The following is a 16,612-nucleotide window of genomic DNA, read 5'->3' as shown; positions in this document are numbered from 1 at the left end:
CTTCAGTGAACTGGGACGACACGACCGACCCCGCCGCCGCGGAGCGGCTGGTGGGATCTGTCGCCGACGGGGAGGACCAGGCCGTCGAGGCCGCCCTGCGGCCCAAGGACCTGGACGAGTTCATCGGCCAGGAGAAGGTCCGCGAGCAGCTCGACCTGGTGCTGCGCGCCGCCCGCGCGCGGGGCGCCACCGCCGACCACGTGCTGCTGTCCGGTGCCCCCGGCCTGGGCAAGACCACCCTCTCGATGATCATCGCGGCCGAGATGGAAGCCCCCATCCGCATCACCTCCGGGCCGGCCATCCAGCACGCCGGCGACCTCGCGGCGATCCTGTCCTCCCTCCAGGAGGGCGAGGTCCTCTTCCTCGACGAGATCCACCGGATGTCCCGGCCCGCCGAGGAGATGCTGTACATGGCGATGGAGGACTTCCGCGTCGACGTCATCGTCGGCAAGGGCCCCGGCGCGACCGCCATCCCCCTCGAGCTGCCCCCGTTCACCCTGGTCGGCGCCACCACCCGGGCGGGCCTGCTGCCGCCCCCGCTGCGCGACCGCTTCGGCTTCACCGCGCACATGGAGTTCTACGAGCCCACAGAGCTGGAGCGGGTCATCCACCGCTCGGCGGGTCTCCTGGAGGTCGGGATAGAGACCGACGGCGCAGCCGAGATCGCCGGCCGCTCCCGCGGCACGCCCCGCATCGCCAACCGCCTCCTGCGCCGGGTCCGGGACTACGCCCAGGTCAGGGCCGACGGGCGGATCACCCGGGAGATCGCCACGGCGGCCCTGGCGGTCTACGAGGTCGACGGCCGCGGCCTGGACCGGCTCGACCGGGCGGTGCTGGAGGCCCTGCTCAAGCTGTTCGGCGGCGGACCGGTCGGCCTGTCCACGCTCGCCGTCGCGGTGGGCGAGGAACGTGAGACGGTGGAAGAGGTCGCCGAGCCCTTTCTCGTCCGGGAGGGACTGCTCGCCCGTACCCCGCGCGGCCGGGTCGCGACTCCGGCGGCATGGGCGCATCTCGGTCTCACCCCGCCCGGCTCCCGCGGAACCGGAAACGGACAAGGGGACTTGTTCGGGGCATGAGGGGGCCGGCACCGGCCGGGACAGGAACCCCGGTGCCACGCTGAGCGTTGTTCCCTGCGCGCGGACTCGCCTAGACTCCGCCGATGCCACCGCTTGTAGGCGGCATCACACACCCCCAACCAACAGGCCGTTCACCATCGCGGTCATGTGAAGGAAGTCCGACCCGTGAGTCTCCTGACCCTCCTCCCGTTCATTGTGCTCATCGGGGCCATGTTCCTGATGACCCGGTCGGCCAAGAAGAAGCAGCAGCAGGCCATCGATATGCGGAACCAGATGCAGCCGGGTTCCGGTGTCCGCACGATCGGGGGCATGTACGCCACGGTCAAGGAGGTCAGTGAGGACACGGTCCTCCTCGACGCCGGCCCCGGCGTGGAACTGCTGTTCGCGAAGAACTCCATCGGTGCCGTCCTGAGCGACGACGAGTACAACCACATCGTCCACGGCATCGAGCACGACCTGAAGTCCGACGCCGACGTCGTCCCCGACGACGCCTCCTCCCTCACCGAGACCGACGACTCCCCCGGCGCTGCCGCCTCCGACGACGCGCCGGTCGATTTCGGTAAGAAGGACGAGAAGGAAACGGCTGACACGGCCGACGAGCCGGCCGACGCCGCCGACAAGGCGAAGACGGACGAGCAGCCGAAGAAGTCCGAGGGCGGTTCCGGGGCGAAGTAGTCGAGCCCCGGGGTGCGCGGGCCCGCCCGCGCACCCCGGGACCCGCCACGCTCGCACGGAATCCCCAGACCAGTCATGGCCGCCCGCCCATCGACCGGGCCCGAGGCGGCCCGAGAGGGAGTACGAAGGTGGCTGCACTCAAAAAGGGAAACAAGGCGAGCGTCACAAGCAAGCCGTGGCGCTCGCTCACCCTGATCCTGATCGCCATCGTGGCGCTCACCGGAGGCATGTTCGCCTCCGGGCACAAAACCCCGCGTCTGGGCATCGATCTGGCCGGCGGCACCAGCATCACGCTGGCGGCGGTCCCCGAAGCCGGCCAGGAATCCGCGATCAACCCGGCCAACATGGCGACCGCGGTCTCCATCATGGAACGTCGCGTCAACGGTCTCGGCGTCTCCGAGGCAGAGGTCCAAACGCAGGGCAACCGTAACATCATCGTCAACATCCCCAAGGGCACCAACTCCGAACAGGCTCGGAAACAGGTCGGCACCACCGCCAAGCTCTACTTCCGCCCGGTCCTCGCGACCGAGCTCGCCGCCGGCGGGGTCGCCCCCACGCCCAGCACCACCGGTGACGCCTCGAGCCGGGGCGCCGGAGCGGACAAGGCCACCGACAGGGCGAGTGAGAAGGCCACGGACAAGACCACCGACAAGGGGTCCCCGTCCGCCTCCACCAGCCCGTCGGCGAACTCCACCACCCAGGGCCGCGCGATCACCGACGCCCTGAAGGCCGACGCCACGCCGTCGGCGACCCCCAGCGGCCCGGCCGAGGAAGGGGGCACCCCTTCCCCCTCCGCCACGGGCGGTACCCCGGGCGAGACGGACAGCGGGCTCCAGGCCCAGTACGCCGCGCTCGACTGCACCAAGGCGAGCGCCCGCGCCACCGCCGGAGACGGCGCCAAGTCCACCGACTCGACCGTGGCCTGCGGCCAGAACTCCCAGGGCCAGTGGCAGAAGTACATCCTCGGCCCCGCCGCCGTCGACGGCACGGACGTCGACCAGGCCAAGGCCGTCCTCAACACGCAGTCCGGTGCCGGCTGGACCGTCACCATGGACTTCACGGGCAAGGGCAGCAGCAAGTTCGCCGACATCACCGGCAAGCTGGCCCAGAACCCGTCCCCGCAGAACCAGTTCGCCATCGTCCTGGACGGCGAGGTCGTCTCCGCCCCCTACGTCAGCCAGGCCCTCACCGGCGGCAACGCGGAGATCTCCGGCAACTTCACGCAGAAGTCGGCCGAGGAGCTCGCCAACATGCTGTCCTACGGTGCGCTGCCGCTGACGTTCCGCGAGGACAGCGTCACCACCGTCACCGCCGCGCTCGGCGGCGACCAGCTGCACGCCGGTCTCATCGCCGGCGCGATCGGCCTCGCCCTGGTCGTCCTGTACCTGCTGGTCTACTACCGCGGTCTGTCCTTCATCGCCGTCGCCTCGCTGCTGGTGTCCGCGTCCCTCACCTACGTGATCATGGCCCTGCTCGGCCCGACCATCGGCTTCGCGCTCAACCTGCCGGCCGTCTGCGGTGCCATCGTCGCGATCGGCATCACGGCGGACTCGTTCATCGTCTACTTCGAACGCGTGCGGGACGAGATCCGCGAGGGCCGCACCCTGCGCCCCGCCGTGGAGCGGGCCTGGCCGCGCGCCCGGCGCACCATCCTGGTCTCCGACTTCGTCTCGTTCCTCGCCGCCGCGGTGCTCTTCGCCGTCACCGTCGGCAAGGTCCAGGGCTTCGCGTTCACGCTCGGCCTGACCACGGTGCTCGACGTCGTGGTGGTGTTCCTGTTCACCAAGCCGCTGCTGACGCTGATGGCCCGCCGGAAGTTCTTCGCGAGCGGTCACAAGTGGTCCGGTCTCGATCCGAAGGCCCTGGGAGTGAAGCCGCCGCTGCGCCGCACCCGCCACCACTCCGCCCCCTCCCGTCCGAAGGAGGCGTGAGAGATGTCGAAGCTCGGTACTCTCGGCGCCCGACTGCACCACGGTGAGGTCGGCTACGACTTCATCAAGAGCCGCAAGATCTGGTACGGCATCTCCATCCTGATCACCGTCCTGGCCATCGTCGGCCTGGCGGTGCGCGGCCTCCACATGGGCATCGAGTTCCAGGGCGGGGCGGTCTTCACCACCCCGAAGAACATGAGCGCCTCGGTCGCCCAGGCCGAGACCTACGCGGAAGAGGCCTCCGGCCACGACGCCATCGTCCAGAAGCTCGGTGACGGCAGTCTGCGCATCCAGATCGCGGCCGTCGACACCGGCGCCTCGGACAAGATCAAGACGGAGCTCTCCCAGGACCTGAAGGTCGACCCCGAGCAGATCAACACGGACCTGGTCGGTCCCAGCTGGGGCGAGCAGATCGCCAACAAGGCCTGGCTGGGCCTCGGCATCTTCCTGTTCCTGGTCGTGATCTATCTGGCCGTCGCCTTCGAGTGGCGCATGGCCGTAGCCGCCTTCATCGCGCTGATCCACGACCTCACCATCACCGTCGGCATCTACGCCCTCGTGGGCTTCGAGGTCACCCCGGGTACGGTGATCGGTCTGCTGACCATCCTCGGATACTCGCTCTACGACACGGTCGTGGTGTTCGACAGCCTCAAGGAACAGACCCACGACATCACCAAGCAGACCCGCTGGACCTACAGTGAGATCGCCAACCGCTCCATCAACAGCACGCTGGTCCGCTCCGTCAACACCACGGTGGTCGCGCTGCTGCCGGTGGGCGCCCTGCTGTTCATCGGCGGCGGAGTCCTCGGCGCCGGCATGCTGAACGACATCTCACTGTCGCTGTTCGTCGGTCTCGCCGCCGGTGCGTACTCCTCGATCTTCATCGCCACGCCGCTCGTCGCCGACCTCAAGGAGCGCGAGCCGTCGATGCGGACCCTGAGGAAGCGTGTCCTGGCCAAGCGGGCCCAGGGCACGGACACGGGCGAGCCGGCCGAGATCCGGGTGCCCGACGACAGCCACGACGACGGGCCGGCGGACGCCGTTCCCGCCGCCCCCGCCGTTGTGGGGCCACGCCATCAACCCGCGTCCCGCAACCGCGGGCGCGGCCGACCCTCAGGAAAGCGCAGATGACCGAAACAACCGACGCCTCCGCACTGCTGCTGAGCCGTATCCGGGACGTCGAGGACCACCCGGAGCCGGGTGTGATGTTCAAGGACATCACCCCGCTCCTGGCCGACCCCAAGGCGTTCGCCGTGCTCAGCGACGCCCTCGCCGGGATCGCCGGAGCCACCGGCGCCACCAAGATCGTCGGCCTGGAGGCCCGGGGCTTCATCCTCGGTGCCCCGGTCGCCGTCCAGGCCGGCCTCGGGTTCATCCCCGTGCGCAAGGCGGGCAAGCTCCCCGGAGCCACCCTCAGCCAGGCGTACGACCTGGAGTACGGCTCCGCCGAGATCGAGGTGCACGCCGAGGACCTGACCGCCACCGACCGCGTCCTGGTGATCGACGACGTGCTCGCCACCGGCGGTACCGCCGAGGCGTCGGTGCGGCTCATCCGCAGGGCCGGCGCCGAGGTCGTGGGCCTCGCCGTGCTGATGGAACTCGGCTTCCTCGGCGGCCGGGCCAGGGTGGAACCGGCCCTGGCCGGTGCCCCGCTGGAGGCACTGCTCAGGCTCTGAGCGCCGACGCGGGACGCGCGTGGAGCGCGGTGAACACCGCACGGGGCGGGCACCGGGGGAATCCGGTGCCCGCCCCGTGCGTTTCACGGGTATACGGTCCTCACACCGGTCCGCAGGGCAGCCACCGGCCGGGGATGGCTACCATGGGGGCTCCGGAGCCTGCCGGGGGACCCGGAAAGCGCACGAGGAGTCCTCTTGCCAGACGAGGCCCAGCACCTGACGGCAGACAAGCCCGAGTCCGACTCGGCTGCCGCGGCCAAGCCCGTGCTCAGCACGCCCTACGCGAAGAACGACACGCGCGGGCCGGTCCAGCACGCCCAGGCCGCCGCCGCGGACAAGCCCGAGCAGCCGCGTCCCAAGCCCGTCCCGCCTCTCGACTCCGCTCGAGCGGGGGGACCGTCGCCCGAGCGCTCCGCCCCCATGGCCCGCCCGAACACCGGACAGCCCGCCCGCGCCGGTTCCTCCAACCGCGTCCGCGCCCGGCTGGCCCGACTCGGTGTGCAGCGCGCCAACCCGTACAACCCGGTGCTGGAACCGTTGCTGCGGATAGTCCGCAGCAACGACCCCAAGATCGAGAACGCCACGCTCCGCCAGATCGAGAGCGCCTACCAGGTCGCCGAGCGCTGGCACCGCGGCCAGAAGCGCAAGAGCGGCGACCCGTACATCACGCATCCGCTCGCCGTGACCACGATCCTCGCCGAACTGGGCATGGACCCGGCCACCCTGATGGCCGGCCTGCTGCACGACACGGTGGAGGACACCGAGTACGGCCTGGAGCAGCTCCGCCGCGACTTCGGAGACACCGTCGCCCTGCTGGTCGACGGCGTCACCAAGCTGGACAAGGTCAAGTTCGGTGAGGCCGCGCAGGCCGAGACCGTGCGCAAGATGGTCGTCGCCATGGCCAAGGACCCCCGCGTCCTGGTCATCAAGCTCGCCGACCGCCTGCACAACATGCGCACCATGCGCTACCTCAAGCGCGAGAAGCAGGAGAAGAAGGCGCGCGAGACCCTGGAGATCTACGCGCCGCTCGCCCACCGGCTGGGCATGAACACCATCAAGTGGGAGCTGGAGGACCTCGCCTTCGCGATCCTCTACCCCAAGATGTACGACGAGATCGTCCGCCTGGTCGCCGAGCGGGCCCCCAAGCGCGACGAGTACCTCGCCGTCGTCACCGACGAGGTGCAGCAGGATCTGCGGGCCGCACGCATCAAGGCCACCGTCACCGGCCGCCCCAAGCACTACTACAGCGTCTACCAGAAGATGATCGTCCGCGGCCGGGACTTCGCGGAGATCTACGACCTGGTGGGCATCCGCGTCCTCGTGGACACCGTCCGCGACTGCTACGCGGCCCTCGGCACGGTGCACGCGCGATGGAACCCGGTCCCCGGCCGGTTCAAGGACTACATCGCGATGCCCAAGTTCAACATGTACCAGTCGCTGCACACGACGGTCATCGGCCCCGGCGGCAAGCCCGTCGAGCTCCAGATCCGCACCTTCGACATGCACCGCCGCGCCGAGTACGGCATCGCCGCGCACTGGAAGTACAAGCAGGAGGCCGTCGCCGGAGCCTCCAAGGTCCGCACGGACGTGCCCAAGGCGGCAGGCAAGGCCGGCAAGGATTCTGCCGCCATCAACGACATGGCGTGGCTGCGGCAGCTCCTCGACTGGCAGAAGGAGACCGAGGATCCCGGGGAGTTCCTGGAGTCGCTGCGCTTCGACCTGTCCCGCAACGAGGTCTTCGTCTTCACGCCCAAGGGCGACGTCATAGCGCTCCCCGCGGGCGCCACCCCGGTGGACTTCGCGTACGCGGTCCACACCGAGGTCGGCCACCGCACCATCGGGGCGCGGGTCAACGGCCGTCTCGTACCGCTCGAGTCGACCCTGGACAACGGCGATCTGGTGGAGGTCTTCACCTCCAAGGCGGCCGGCGCGGGCCCCTCCCGGGACTGGCTGGGCTTCGTGAAGTCGCCGCGCGCCCGCAACAAGATCCGCGCCTGGTTCTCCAAGGAGCGCCGCGACGAGGCCATCGAGCAGGGCAAGGACTCCATCGTCCGCGCGATGCGCAAGCAGAACCTGCCGATCCAGCGCATCCTCACCGGCGACTCGCTGGTCACGCTGGCGCACGAGATGCGCTACTCGGACATCTCCGCGCTCTACGCGGCGATCGGCGAGGGCCATGTCGCGGCGCAGAACATCGTCCAGAAGCTGGTGCAGGCCCTCGGCGGGGAGGAGGCGGCCACCGAGGAGATCGACGAGTCGGTGCCGCCGGCCCGCGGCCGCGGTCGCAAGCGCCGTACCAGCGCCGATCCCGGTGTCGTCGTCAAGGGCGTCGACGACGTCTGGGTCAAGCTGGCCCGCTGTTGTACGCCGGTCCCCGGTGACCCGATCATCGGTTTCGTGACCCGCGGCAGCGGTGTCTCGGTCCACCGCAGCGACTGCGTGAACGTCGACTCGCTGTCCCGGGAGCCCGAGCGCATCCTCGAGGTGGAGTGGGCGCCGACCCAGTCCTCGGTCTTCCTGGTCGCCATCCAGGTCGAGGCGCTGGACCGCTCCAGGCTGCTGTCGGACGTCACGCGCGTGCTGTCCGACCAGCACGTCAACATCCTCTCCGCGGCCGTCCAGACCTCCCGCGACCGTGTCGCCACCTCCCGCTTCACCTTCGAGATGGGCGACCCGAAGCACCTCGGGCACGTCCTGAAGGCGGTACGGGGCGTGGAGGGCGTCTACGACGTGTACCGGGTGACCTCGGCCCGCAACCGGTAGACCCGCCGCGCACGAAGGACACGCCCGGCCCGCAAGCCGCGAAGGACACGCAAGAGGGGGCTCCCGTACACCCGGTACGGGAGCCCCCTCTCAGCGCGCGGCGACCGTCGTCAGCCGCCGAACTCCTGCAGTCCCTTCAGCGCCTGGTCCAGCAGCGCCTGGCGGCCCTCCAGCTCCCGCTCGAGCTTCTGGGCCCTGGCCTCGTTGCCCTGCGCCCGCGCCTGCTCGATCTGGCCCCTCAGCTTGTCCACGGCGGCCTGGAGCTGACCGGTCAGACCCTCGGCACGCGCGCGTGCCTCCGGGTTGGTCCGGCGCCACTCGGCCTCCTCGGCCTCCTGCATGGCCCGCTCCACGGTCTGCATCCGGCCCTCGACCTTCGGCCGGGCGTCCCGCGGCACATGGCCGATGGCCTCCCAGCGCTCGTTGAGCGCGCGGAACGAGGCACGGGCGGCCTTCAGGTCCGTGATCGGCAGGAGTTTCTCGGCCTCCTCGGCCAGCTCCTCCTTGAGCTTGAGGTTCTCCGCCTGCTCCGCGTCACGCTCGGCGAAGACCGAGCCGCGGGCGGCGAAGAAGACGTCCTGGGCGCCGCGGAATCGGTTCCACAGATCCTCCTCGTGCTCGCGCTGGGCGCGGCCCGCGGCCTTCCACTCCGCCATCAGGTCCCGGTAGCGTGCCGCCGTCGCACCCCAGTCCGTGGAGTTCGACAGCGCCTCCGCCTCGGCGACCAGACGCTCCTTGGTCTTGCGGGCCTCCTCGCGCTGCGCGTCCAGGTGCGCGAAGTGCTGCTTGCGCCGCTTGGAGAACGCCGACCGGGCGTGCGAGAAGCGGTGCCACAGCTCGTCGTCGGACTTGCGGTCCAGCCGGGGCAGCCCCTTCCAGGTGTCCACCAGCGCCCGCAGCCGCTCACCGGCCGCCCGCCACTGGTCCGAGCCCGCCAGCTCCTCCGCCTCGGCGACCAGCGTCTCCTTGGCCTGACGGGCCTCGTCGGACTGTTTCGCCCGCTGCGCCCTGCGCTCCTCGCGCCGCTTGTCCACCAGCTCCACGAGCTTGTCCAGACGCACGCGCAGGGCGGCCAGATCACCGACCGCGTGATGGGCGTCGACCTGCTCCCGCAGGTGCTCGACCGCCGTCATGGCGTCCTTCGAGGACAGGTCGGTGGTCTTCACTCGCTTCTCGAGGAGGCCGATCTCGACAACCAGGCCCTCGTACTTGCGCTCGAAGTAGGCCAGGGCCTCCTCGGGGGAGCCTGCCTGCCAGGAACCGACGACCTGTTCTCCGTCGGCCGTACGCACGTACACGGTGCCCGTCTCGTCGACGCGGCCCCACGGGTCGCTGCTCACAGCGCCTCCTCCACATGATGCCTGCGGAGGGCTTTGCTACCCCCGGGCATCGTCCACAGTTTTCGTCACGGCCAACATAGGCGACCGGCGGGACACCTGTCCGCATCCCGCGCGACCGAAATTCCGCAGTTGGGCGGTCAGGATTCGGTGACGGTCGCCTTGTCGATCACGACCGTCGCGTTGGGCGCGCCGTCACCCGCTCCGGTGCTGTCACCGGCGGCGGCGATCTTCTTCAGGACCTTCATGCCGGCCTCCGAGACGGTGCCGAACGGCGTGTAGCTCGGCGGGAGCGGGCTGTCCTCGTACACCAGGAAGAACTGGCTGCCGCCGCTGTCCTTCTGCCCGGTGTTCGCCATCGCGACGGTGCCCGCCGGGTACGTGTTGTCCTTCAGGCTTTCGTCCTTCAGGTTCTCGTCCGGGATCGTGTAGCCGGGACCGCCGGTGCCGGTGCCCGTCGGGTCACCGCACTGCAGCACGTAGATGCCGTTGGTGGTGAGCCGGTGGCACTTGCTGTGGTCGAAGTAGCCCTTGTCGGCGAGGAAGTTGAACGAGTTGACGGTGTGCGGGGCCGCCGACGCCTTGAGCGCCATGTCGATCGTGCCGCAGGTCGTCTCGAGCGTCATCGTGTACTTCGCCGACTCGTCGATGGAGATCGCCGGCTCCTTCTTCCAGGTCTTCGACGCGACCTCGCCCCCGGCCGGCTTCTCGCACGGGTCGGGCGCCTTGCTGGGCGCCTCGGCGCTCGGCGTGACCTCCGCGCTCGCGTTGGCCTTGTCCCCGTCCGATTCGAACGCCCCGGTCGTGTACAGGGCGAGGCTGCCGATCAGGACCACACCGAGCGCGGAAGCGATCACCGAGTTGCGGATCCGCGCCTTGTGCCGTGCCTGGGTGCGGCGCTGCTGCTGCCGCAAGAACTTCTCCCGCGCGAGCTGACGCCGCCGCTGTTCCTGGCTGACCACCGGGTTTACTCCTCATGCGTCTCGTGTGCCGACCGGTACGCGTGCCTGCGGCGGACCGACCGTCTGCGTGTGCCCCGTACCGTATATGGGTTCGCTGTGGGATCGGCAGCGCCGGTAGGCTCTGACGGCGGGCGCGAGCCCCGTCGCAAGCCTCCCGTATCGACACAACCGTCGACACGACCCTCGACACAACGAAGGACGATCGTGCTCATTGCCGGGTTCCCCGCCGGGGCCTGGGGGACGAACTGTTATCTCGTCGCCCCCGCCGCCGGTGAGGAGTGCGTGATCATCGACCCCGGCCATCAGGCCGCCCCGGGAGTGGAGGAGGCGGTCCGCAAGCATCGGCTGAAGCCCGTGGCCGTCGTCCTCACCCACGGTCACATCGATCACGTGGCCTCCGTCGTCCCCGTGTGCGGGGCGCACGACGTACCGGCCTGGATCCACCCCGAGGACCGGTACATGATGAGCGACCCCGAGAAGGCCCTGGGCCGCTCCATCGGGATGCCGCTGATGGGCGAGCTGACCGTGGGGGAGCCGGACGACGTCAAGGAGCTGGCCGACGGCGTGAAACTCGAACTGGCCGGGCTGGAGCTGACGGTCGCGCACGCGCCGGGGCATACCAAGGGGTCGGTGACCTTCGGACTGCCCGAGGCGGCGGACATCCCGCCGGTCTTCTTCTCGGGCGACCTGCTGTTCGCCGGCTCCATCGGACGCACCGACCTGCCCGGCGGTGACATGGCCGACCTGCTCGACTCGCTGGCGCGTGTGTGCCTGCCGCTCGACGACTCGACCGTGGTGCTGTCCGGACACGGACCCCAGACGACCATCGGCCAGGAGCGCGCCACCAACCCGTACCTGCGGCAGGTGGCCGCCGGCCAGGGAGCGGATGTGGACGCCCCCCGACGAGGAATGTGACGAGAGACTTCCGTGAGCACCTTCAAGGCCCCCAAGGGCACGTACGACCTGATCCCGCCGGACAGCGCCAAGTACCTCGCCGTCCGTGAGGCCATCGCCGCCCCGCTGCGCGACTCCGGTTACGGCTACATCGAGACACCCGGCTTCGAGAACGTCGAGCTGTTCGCGCGCGGCGTCGGCGAGTCCACCGACATCGTCACCAAGGAGATGTACGCCTTCGAGACCAAGGGCGGCGACCGCCTCGCCCTGCGGCCCGAGGGCACGGCCTCCGTGCTGCGCGCGGCCCTGGAGGCCAACCTGCACAAGGCCGGCAACCTCCCGGTCAAGCTCTGGTACTCCGGCTCGTACTACCGCTACGAGCGCCCCCAGAAGGGCCGGTACCGCCACTTCTCCCAGGTGGGCGCGGAGGCGATCGGTGCCGAGGATCCGGCGCTGGACGCCGAACTGATCATCCTGGCGGACCAGGCGTACCACTCCCTGGGACTCAGGGACTTCCGCATCCTGCTGAACTCCCTGGGGGACAAGGAGTGCCGCCCCGTCTACCGGTCCGCACTGCAGGACTTCCTGCGCGGCCTTGACCTGGACGAGGACACCCTGCGCCGCGCGGAGATCAACCCGCTGCGCGTCCTGGACGACAAGCGCGAGTCGGTCCAGAAGCAGCTGACCGGCGCCCCCCTGCTGCGCGACTACCTGTGCGACGCCTGCAAGGCGTACCACGAGGAGGTCCGCGAGCTGATCACGGCCGCGGGCGTCGCGTTCGAGGACGACCCGAGGCTGGTGCGCGGCCTGGACTACTACACGCGCACCACCTTCGAGTTCGTCCACGACGGTCTGGGCTCCCAGTCCGCGGTGGGCGGCGGGGGCCGCTACGACGGTCTCTCCGAGATGATCGGCGGCCCCGCGCTGCCGTCCGTCGGCTGGGCGCTCGGTGTCGACCGCACCGTGCTGGCCCTGGAGGCGGAGGGCGTCGAACTCGAGCTCCCCGCCACCACCAGAGTGTTCGCCGTCCCGCTCGGCGACGAGGCCCGCCGGGTGCTGTTCGCCAAGGTCACCGAACTGCGCAAGAACGGCGTCGCCGCCGACTTCGCCTACGGTGGCAAGGGCCTGAAGGCGGCGATGAAGGCGGCCAACCGCTCGGGCGCGCGCTACGCCCTGGTGCTCGGCGAGCGCGACCTCGCCGAGGGCGTCGTCCAGCTCAAGGACATGGAGTCCGGCGAGCAGACCGCGGTCGGCGTGAACGAGATCGTGGCCGAGCTGGAGGCACGGCTCGGCTGACCCCCGTACGCGGCCACGCGCGGACCGCGCGCCACGGAGGCGTCGGTGTGCCCCTGCGGCACCCGGTGCCTTCGGCGTCAATGCCGGGAACCGTCAATGCCGGGAACCCCGGGAACACGGGGGGGCGCCGATTCGCCCGAACGGGGAACCCGGCTGGGGCATGTGTGCGGTCATGGCACAGACAGCGGCCGAAACCGAGCACCCGCAGGGGTAACTCGTGTGTTCTTGCGACCGGTGGGCGGTGGGTTCACAGGTACGTGCGGCACAATGGCCCTGCCCGAAGCAGGTCCACACTTCCCCGTGACGGAATCGGCGTGATGAGCAAGACGACTGTGAAGGACGTTTCCACCGTGCCCGAGCCTTCGCCGGGACCCGCGTCCGGGCCGCCCCGCGAGGGCGCCGGCCGCGCGTTCGCCCTGCTCCTGGTCATCACCGGCGCGGCCGGCGTACTGGCCGCGTGGGTCATCACGCTGGACAAGTTCAAGCTGCTCGAGGCCAAGGTCAAGGGCGAGACGTTCGTCCCCGGATGCAGTCTCAACCCGGTGGTCTCCTGCGGCAGCGTGATGGAGAGCGACCAGGCGTCCGTCTTCGGGTTCCCCAACCCGATGCTGGGCCTGGTCACCTACGGCATCGTCGTCTGCGTCGGCATGAGCCTGCTCGCCGGAGCCCGCTTCCCCCGCTGGTACTGGCTCACCCTCAACGCGGGCACCCTGTTCGGCACCGGCTTCTGCGCCTGGCTGATGTTCCAGTCCCTGTACCGGATCAACGCCCTGTGCCTGTGGTGCTGCCTGGCCTGGGTCGCCACGATCATCATGTTCTGGTACGTGACGTCGTTCAACGTCCGCAAGGGCTTCCTGCCCGCCCCCGGCTGGCTGAAGAGCTTCTTCGGCGAGTTCACCTGGGTCATGCCGGTGCTGCACATCGGCGTCATCGGCATGCTGATCCTGACCCGCTGGTGGCATTTCTGGATCAGCTGACGGGCCCGCCGCGTTGTCGGTGCGGTCATTTAGGGTTGCCGACGTGGAGCCCGACCTGTTCACCGCCGCAGCAGAAGAACGCCAGCAGAAGGACCCGACCGGCAGCCCCCTCGCCGTGCGGATGCGCCCGCGCACGCTCGACGAGGTGGTGGGCCAGCAGCATCTGCTGAAGCCGGGCTCACCCCTGCGCCGACTGGTCGGCGAGGGCGCCTCGGGCCCCGCGGGCCCGTCCTCGGTGTTCCTGTGGGGGCCTCCCGGCACCGGCAAGACGACCCTGGCCTACGTCGTCTCCAAGGCCACCAACAAGCGTTTCGTCGAGCTGTCGGCGATCACCGCGGGCGTCAAGGAGGTCCGCGCGGTCATCGACGGCGCCCGCCGCGCCTCCGGCGGGTACGGCACGGAGACCGTCCTCTTCCTCGACGAGATCCACCGTTTCAGCAAGGCCCAACAGGACTCCCTGCTCCCCGCGGTCGAGAACCGCTGGGTCACGCTGATCGCCGCGACCACCGAGAACCCCTACTTCTCGGTCATCTCCCCCCTGCTCTCCCGCTCCCTCCTGCTCACCCTCGAACCCCTCACCGACGACGACGTCCGCGGCCTGCTGCACCGCGCGCTCGGCGACGAACGGGGCCTGAAGGGCGCCGTCGCCCTCCCCGAGGACACCGGGCACCACCTGGTGCGCATCGCCGGCGGGGACGCCCGCCGCGCCCTGACCGCCCTGGAGGCCGCCGCGGGGGCCGCGCTGGACAAGGGTGAGACGGCGATCTCCCTGGCCACCCTGGAGGAGACGGTCGACCGGGCCGCCGTGAAGTACGACCGCTCCGGAGACCAGCACTACGACGTCGCCAGCGCCCTGATCAAGTCCATCCGCGGTTCCGACGTCGACGCCGCCCTGCACTACCTGGCCCGGATGATCGAGGCCGGTGAGGACCCCCGCTTCATCGCCCGCCGCCTGATGATCTCCGCCAGCGAGGACATCGGCCTCGCCGACCCGAACGCGCTGCCGATCGCGGTCGCCGCCGCCCAGGCCGTCGCCATGATCGGCTTCCCCGAGGCCGCCCTCACCCTGAGCCACGCCACCATCGCCCTCGCCCTGGCCCCCAAGTCCAACGCGGCCACCACCGCGATCGGCGCCGCCCTGGACGACGTGCGCAAGGGACTGGCCGGGACCGTGCCGCCGCATCTGCGTGACGGGCACTACAAGGGCGCGGCCAAACTGGGCCACGCGCAGGGGTACGTGTACCCGCACGACCTGCCCGAGGGCATCGCGCGCCAGCAGTACGCCCCGGACGCCCTGAAGGACCGCGCGTACTACGAGCCCACCCGGCACGGAGCCGAGGCGCGGTACGCCGACGCGGTGGAGTGGACCAGGAAGCACCTCGGTCGGAAGCAGCCGTGAGCACCCTGTAGAATCTTCCGAAGCTGCGTCCCGTGTCCGGCCCCGCAAGGGAAAACCGGCATCACCAGAGCGGGACAACCAGCCGGAGGCATGCCCCTGGGGCATGGATCTCCAGGAGCGTCGCGCACCGTCGAACGGTGTCGCGGGCAGCCCGCCACCACCCGGAGCCCCGGGAGCGGTCGGTGGGCCACTCGCGTGCTGCACGTATGTGCCCAGATCAGGGGAGCGGCTGCCCGGCAGGTCCGACAGGACCCGCGGGGTTTCCCCGGCTGCGGATGCGACCTCCCTTAACCCTGGTGAGCCGGAAACTTTGGAAAAGAGACAGAGACAGTGGCGAATCAGCCCCGCCCCAAGGTCAAGAAGTCGCGTGCCCTCGGCATCGCGCTGACCCCGAAGGCCGTCAAGTACTTCGAGGCCCGCCCCTACCCGCCGGGTGAGCACGGCCGCGGCCGCAAGCAGAACTCGGACTACAAGGTCCGTCTGCTGGAGAAGCAGCGCCTGCGCGCCCAGTACGACATCAGCGAGCGCCAGCTCGTGCGCGCGTACGAGCGTGCCGCCAAGACGACGATCAAGACCGGTGACGCCCTCGTCATCGAGCTCGAGCGCCGTCTCGACGCCCTGGTCCTGCGTTCGGGCATCGCCCGCACGATCTACCAGGCCCGTCAGATGGTCACCCACGGCCACATCCAGGTCAACGGCAAGAAGGTCGACAAGCCCTCCTTCCTCCTGCGCCCGGACGACGTCGTGCAGGTCCGTGAGCGCAGCAAGGACAAGACGCTCTTCACGATCGCCCGCGAGGGTGGCTTCGCCCCCGACGGCGAGACCCCGCGCTACCTCCAGGTGAACCTCAAGGCCCTGGCGTTCCGCCTGGACCGTGAGCCGAACCGCAAGGAGATCCCGGTGATCTGCGACGAGCAGCTCGTCGTCGAGTTCTACGCCCGCTGACCCCAGCAGGCAGGCGGTACCTCAGCCCGCCGTCTCCCCGCCCTTCAGGGCGGGCGGGGCGGCGGGCTGCTGCATGGGCGCCCCGGCCGCGACGTGCCGACCCCGCCGGACGGTAATCAGGTACGGAGTCCCGCCACCGGCGCGATAGGCTCGGTGCACGAATTTCTTGACGTTCTCGGTGTCCGTCGATGTCTATCGATGCGGCAGGCACGTTTCTCAGGGAGCAGGTGCACACAGTGTCCGGTGGAGAGGTGGCCGGAATCCTGGTGGCCGTGTTCTGGGCGATCCTGGTCTCCTTCCTCGCCGTCGCACTGGCGAGGCTGGCCCAGACGCTCCGGGCGACCACCAAGCTCGTGGCGGACGTGACCGACCAGGCCGTCCCGCTGCTGGCGGACGCCTCCTCGGCGGTGCGCTCCGCGCAGACCCAGATCGAACGGGTCGACGCGATCGCCTCCGACGTCCAGGAGGTCACCTCCAACGCCTCCGCGCTGTCGACCACCGTCGCCTCCACCTTCGGCGGCCCGCTGGTCAAGGTCGCCGCCTTCGGCTACGGCGTGCGCCGGGCCGTCAGCGGCCGCAAGGAGGACACGTCCGCCAGGACACCGGGACGCACCGTGATCGTGGGCCGCGCCGTCCCGGGCATGCGGCGGGCGGGGCGCACCCGGGGAAAGAAGGACTGAC

Annotated in this window: 14 protein-coding genes; 12 read left to right on the top strand and 2 right to left on the bottom strand. The window is 70.1% G+C overall.

Translation table 11 applies throughout. The annotated features are described in order from the left end of the window. Window positions 1-5: 5 nt before the first annotated feature. From ruvB to ACVW19_RS05240, 6 genes are all read left to right on the top strand, one after another. Window positions 6-1,076 (top strand): Holliday junction branch migration DNA helicase RuvB, encoded by a 1,071-nt coding sequence (ruvB, locus tag ACVW19_RS05265; RefSeq protein ID WP_457457064.1) that lies wholly within the window; start codon window positions 6-8, stop codon window positions 1,074-1,076. Between the two features lie 165 nt (window positions 1,077-1,241). Beyond that, on the top strand, window positions 1,242-1,751 hold the full coding sequence (yajC, locus tag ACVW19_RS05260) for a preprotein translocase subunit YajC (RefSeq protein ID WP_457457062.1): 510 nt from the start codon (window positions 1,242-1,244) through the stop codon (window positions 1,749-1,751). A gap of 128 nt (window positions 1,752-1,879) precedes the next feature. Then, window positions 1,880-3,682: a protein translocase subunit SecD gene (gene secD / locus ACVW19_RS05255; RefSeq protein WP_457457060.1), complete on the top strand. Its 1,803-nt coding sequence runs from the start codon at window positions 1,880-1,882 to the stop codon at window positions 3,680-3,682. Window positions 3,683-3,685: 3 nt separating this feature from the next. Further along, window positions 3,686-4,813, top strand: coding sequence for a protein translocase subunit SecF (secF, locus tag ACVW19_RS05250; RefSeq protein ID WP_457457058.1), 1,128 nt, complete (start codon window positions 3,686-3,688; stop codon window positions 4,811-4,813). Continuing rightward, the gene (locus ACVW19_RS05245; RefSeq protein ID WP_457457056.1) at window positions 4,810-5,358 is read left to right on the top strand and encodes an adenine phosphoribosyltransferase; all 549 of its coding nucleotides are present in this window, start codon (window positions 4,810-4,812) and stop codon (window positions 5,356-5,358) included. Before secF ends, ACVW19_RS05245 begins: the two co-directional genes overlap by 4 nt. 195 nt (window positions 5,359-5,553) lie before the next feature. Further along, entirely contained in the window at window positions 5,554-8,121 is a 2,568-nt protein-coding gene (locus ACVW19_RS05240) for a RelA/SpoT family protein (RefSeq protein WP_457457054.1), read from the top strand. Window positions 8,122-8,231: 110 nt separating this feature from the next. On the opposite strand, the gene ACVW19_RS05235 is transcribed toward ACVW19_RS05240, so the two are convergent. Then, window positions 8,232-9,461 carry a DUF349 domain-containing protein gene (locus ACVW19_RS05235; RefSeq protein ID WP_457457052.1) on the bottom strand — a complete coding sequence of 410 codons (1,230 nt, stop codon included), beginning with the start codon at window positions 9,459-9,461 and terminating at the stop codon, window positions 8,232-8,234. A gap of 137 nt (window positions 9,462-9,598) precedes the next feature. Continuing rightward, window positions 9,599-10,420 carry a peptidylprolyl isomerase gene (locus tag ACVW19_RS05230; protein WP_457457050.1) on the bottom strand — a complete coding sequence of 274 codons (822 nt, stop codon included), beginning with the start codon at window positions 10,418-10,420 and terminating at the stop codon, window positions 9,599-9,601. Window positions 10,421-10,624: 204 nt separating this feature from the next. On the opposite strand from ACVW19_RS05230, the gene ACVW19_RS05225 reads away from it, so the two are divergent. From ACVW19_RS05225 to ACVW19_RS05200, 6 genes are all read left to right on the top strand, one after another. Next, window positions 10,625-11,335 carry an MBL fold metallo-hydrolase gene (locus ACVW19_RS05225; RefSeq protein WP_457457049.1) on the top strand — a complete coding sequence of 237 codons (711 nt, stop codon included), beginning with the start codon at window positions 10,625-10,627 and terminating at the stop codon, window positions 11,333-11,335. Between the two features lie 12 nt (window positions 11,336-11,347). Then, window positions 11,348-12,610 (top strand): histidine--tRNA ligase, encoded by a 1,263-nt coding sequence (gene hisS / locus ACVW19_RS05220; RefSeq protein WP_457457048.1) that lies wholly within the window; start codon window positions 11,348-11,350, stop codon window positions 12,608-12,610. 317 nt (window positions 12,611-12,927) lie between these two features. Then, a complete protein-coding gene (locus tag ACVW19_RS05215) occupies window positions 12,928-13,587 on the top strand; it encodes a vitamin K epoxide reductase family protein (protein ID WP_457457046.1) in 660 nt (219 codons plus the stop codon). 43 nt (window positions 13,588-13,630) lie between these two features. Further along, entirely contained in the window at window positions 13,631-14,986 is a 1,356-nt protein-coding gene (locus ACVW19_RS05210; RefSeq protein WP_457457044.1) for a replication-associated recombination protein A, read from the top strand. 330 nt (window positions 14,987-15,316) lie between these two features. Further along, window positions 15,317-15,931, top strand: coding sequence for a 30S ribosomal protein S4 (gene rpsD / locus ACVW19_RS05205; RefSeq protein WP_279337049.1), 615 nt, complete (start codon window positions 15,317-15,319; stop codon window positions 15,929-15,931). A gap of 236 nt (window positions 15,932-16,167) precedes the next feature. Beyond that, window positions 16,168-16,611 carry a DUF948 domain-containing protein gene (locus ACVW19_RS05200; RefSeq protein ID WP_279337050.1) on the top strand — a complete coding sequence of 148 codons (444 nt, stop codon included), beginning with the start codon at window positions 16,168-16,170 and terminating at the stop codon, window positions 16,609-16,611. The last annotated feature ends 1 nt before the right edge of the window (window position 16,612 follow it).

The organism is Streptomyces sp. TE5632, assembly GCF_054061295.1.
This window is presented reverse-complemented; position numbering and strand designations above follow the sequence as displayed.

Excerpts from the sequence above, each read along its gene's own strand:
- ACVW19_RS05215 (WP_457457046.1), top strand. The coding sequence starts at position 12,928 with ATGAGCAAGACGACTGTGAAGGACGTTTCCACCGTGCCCGAGCCTTCG.
- secF (WP_457457058.1), top strand. The coding sequence starts at position 3,686 with ATGTCGAAGCTCGGTACTCTCGGCGCCCGACTGCACCACGGTGAGGTC.
- ACVW19_RS05245 (WP_457457056.1), top strand. The coding sequence starts at position 4,810 with ATGACCGAAACAACCGACGCCTCCGCACTGCTGCTGAGCCGTATCCGG.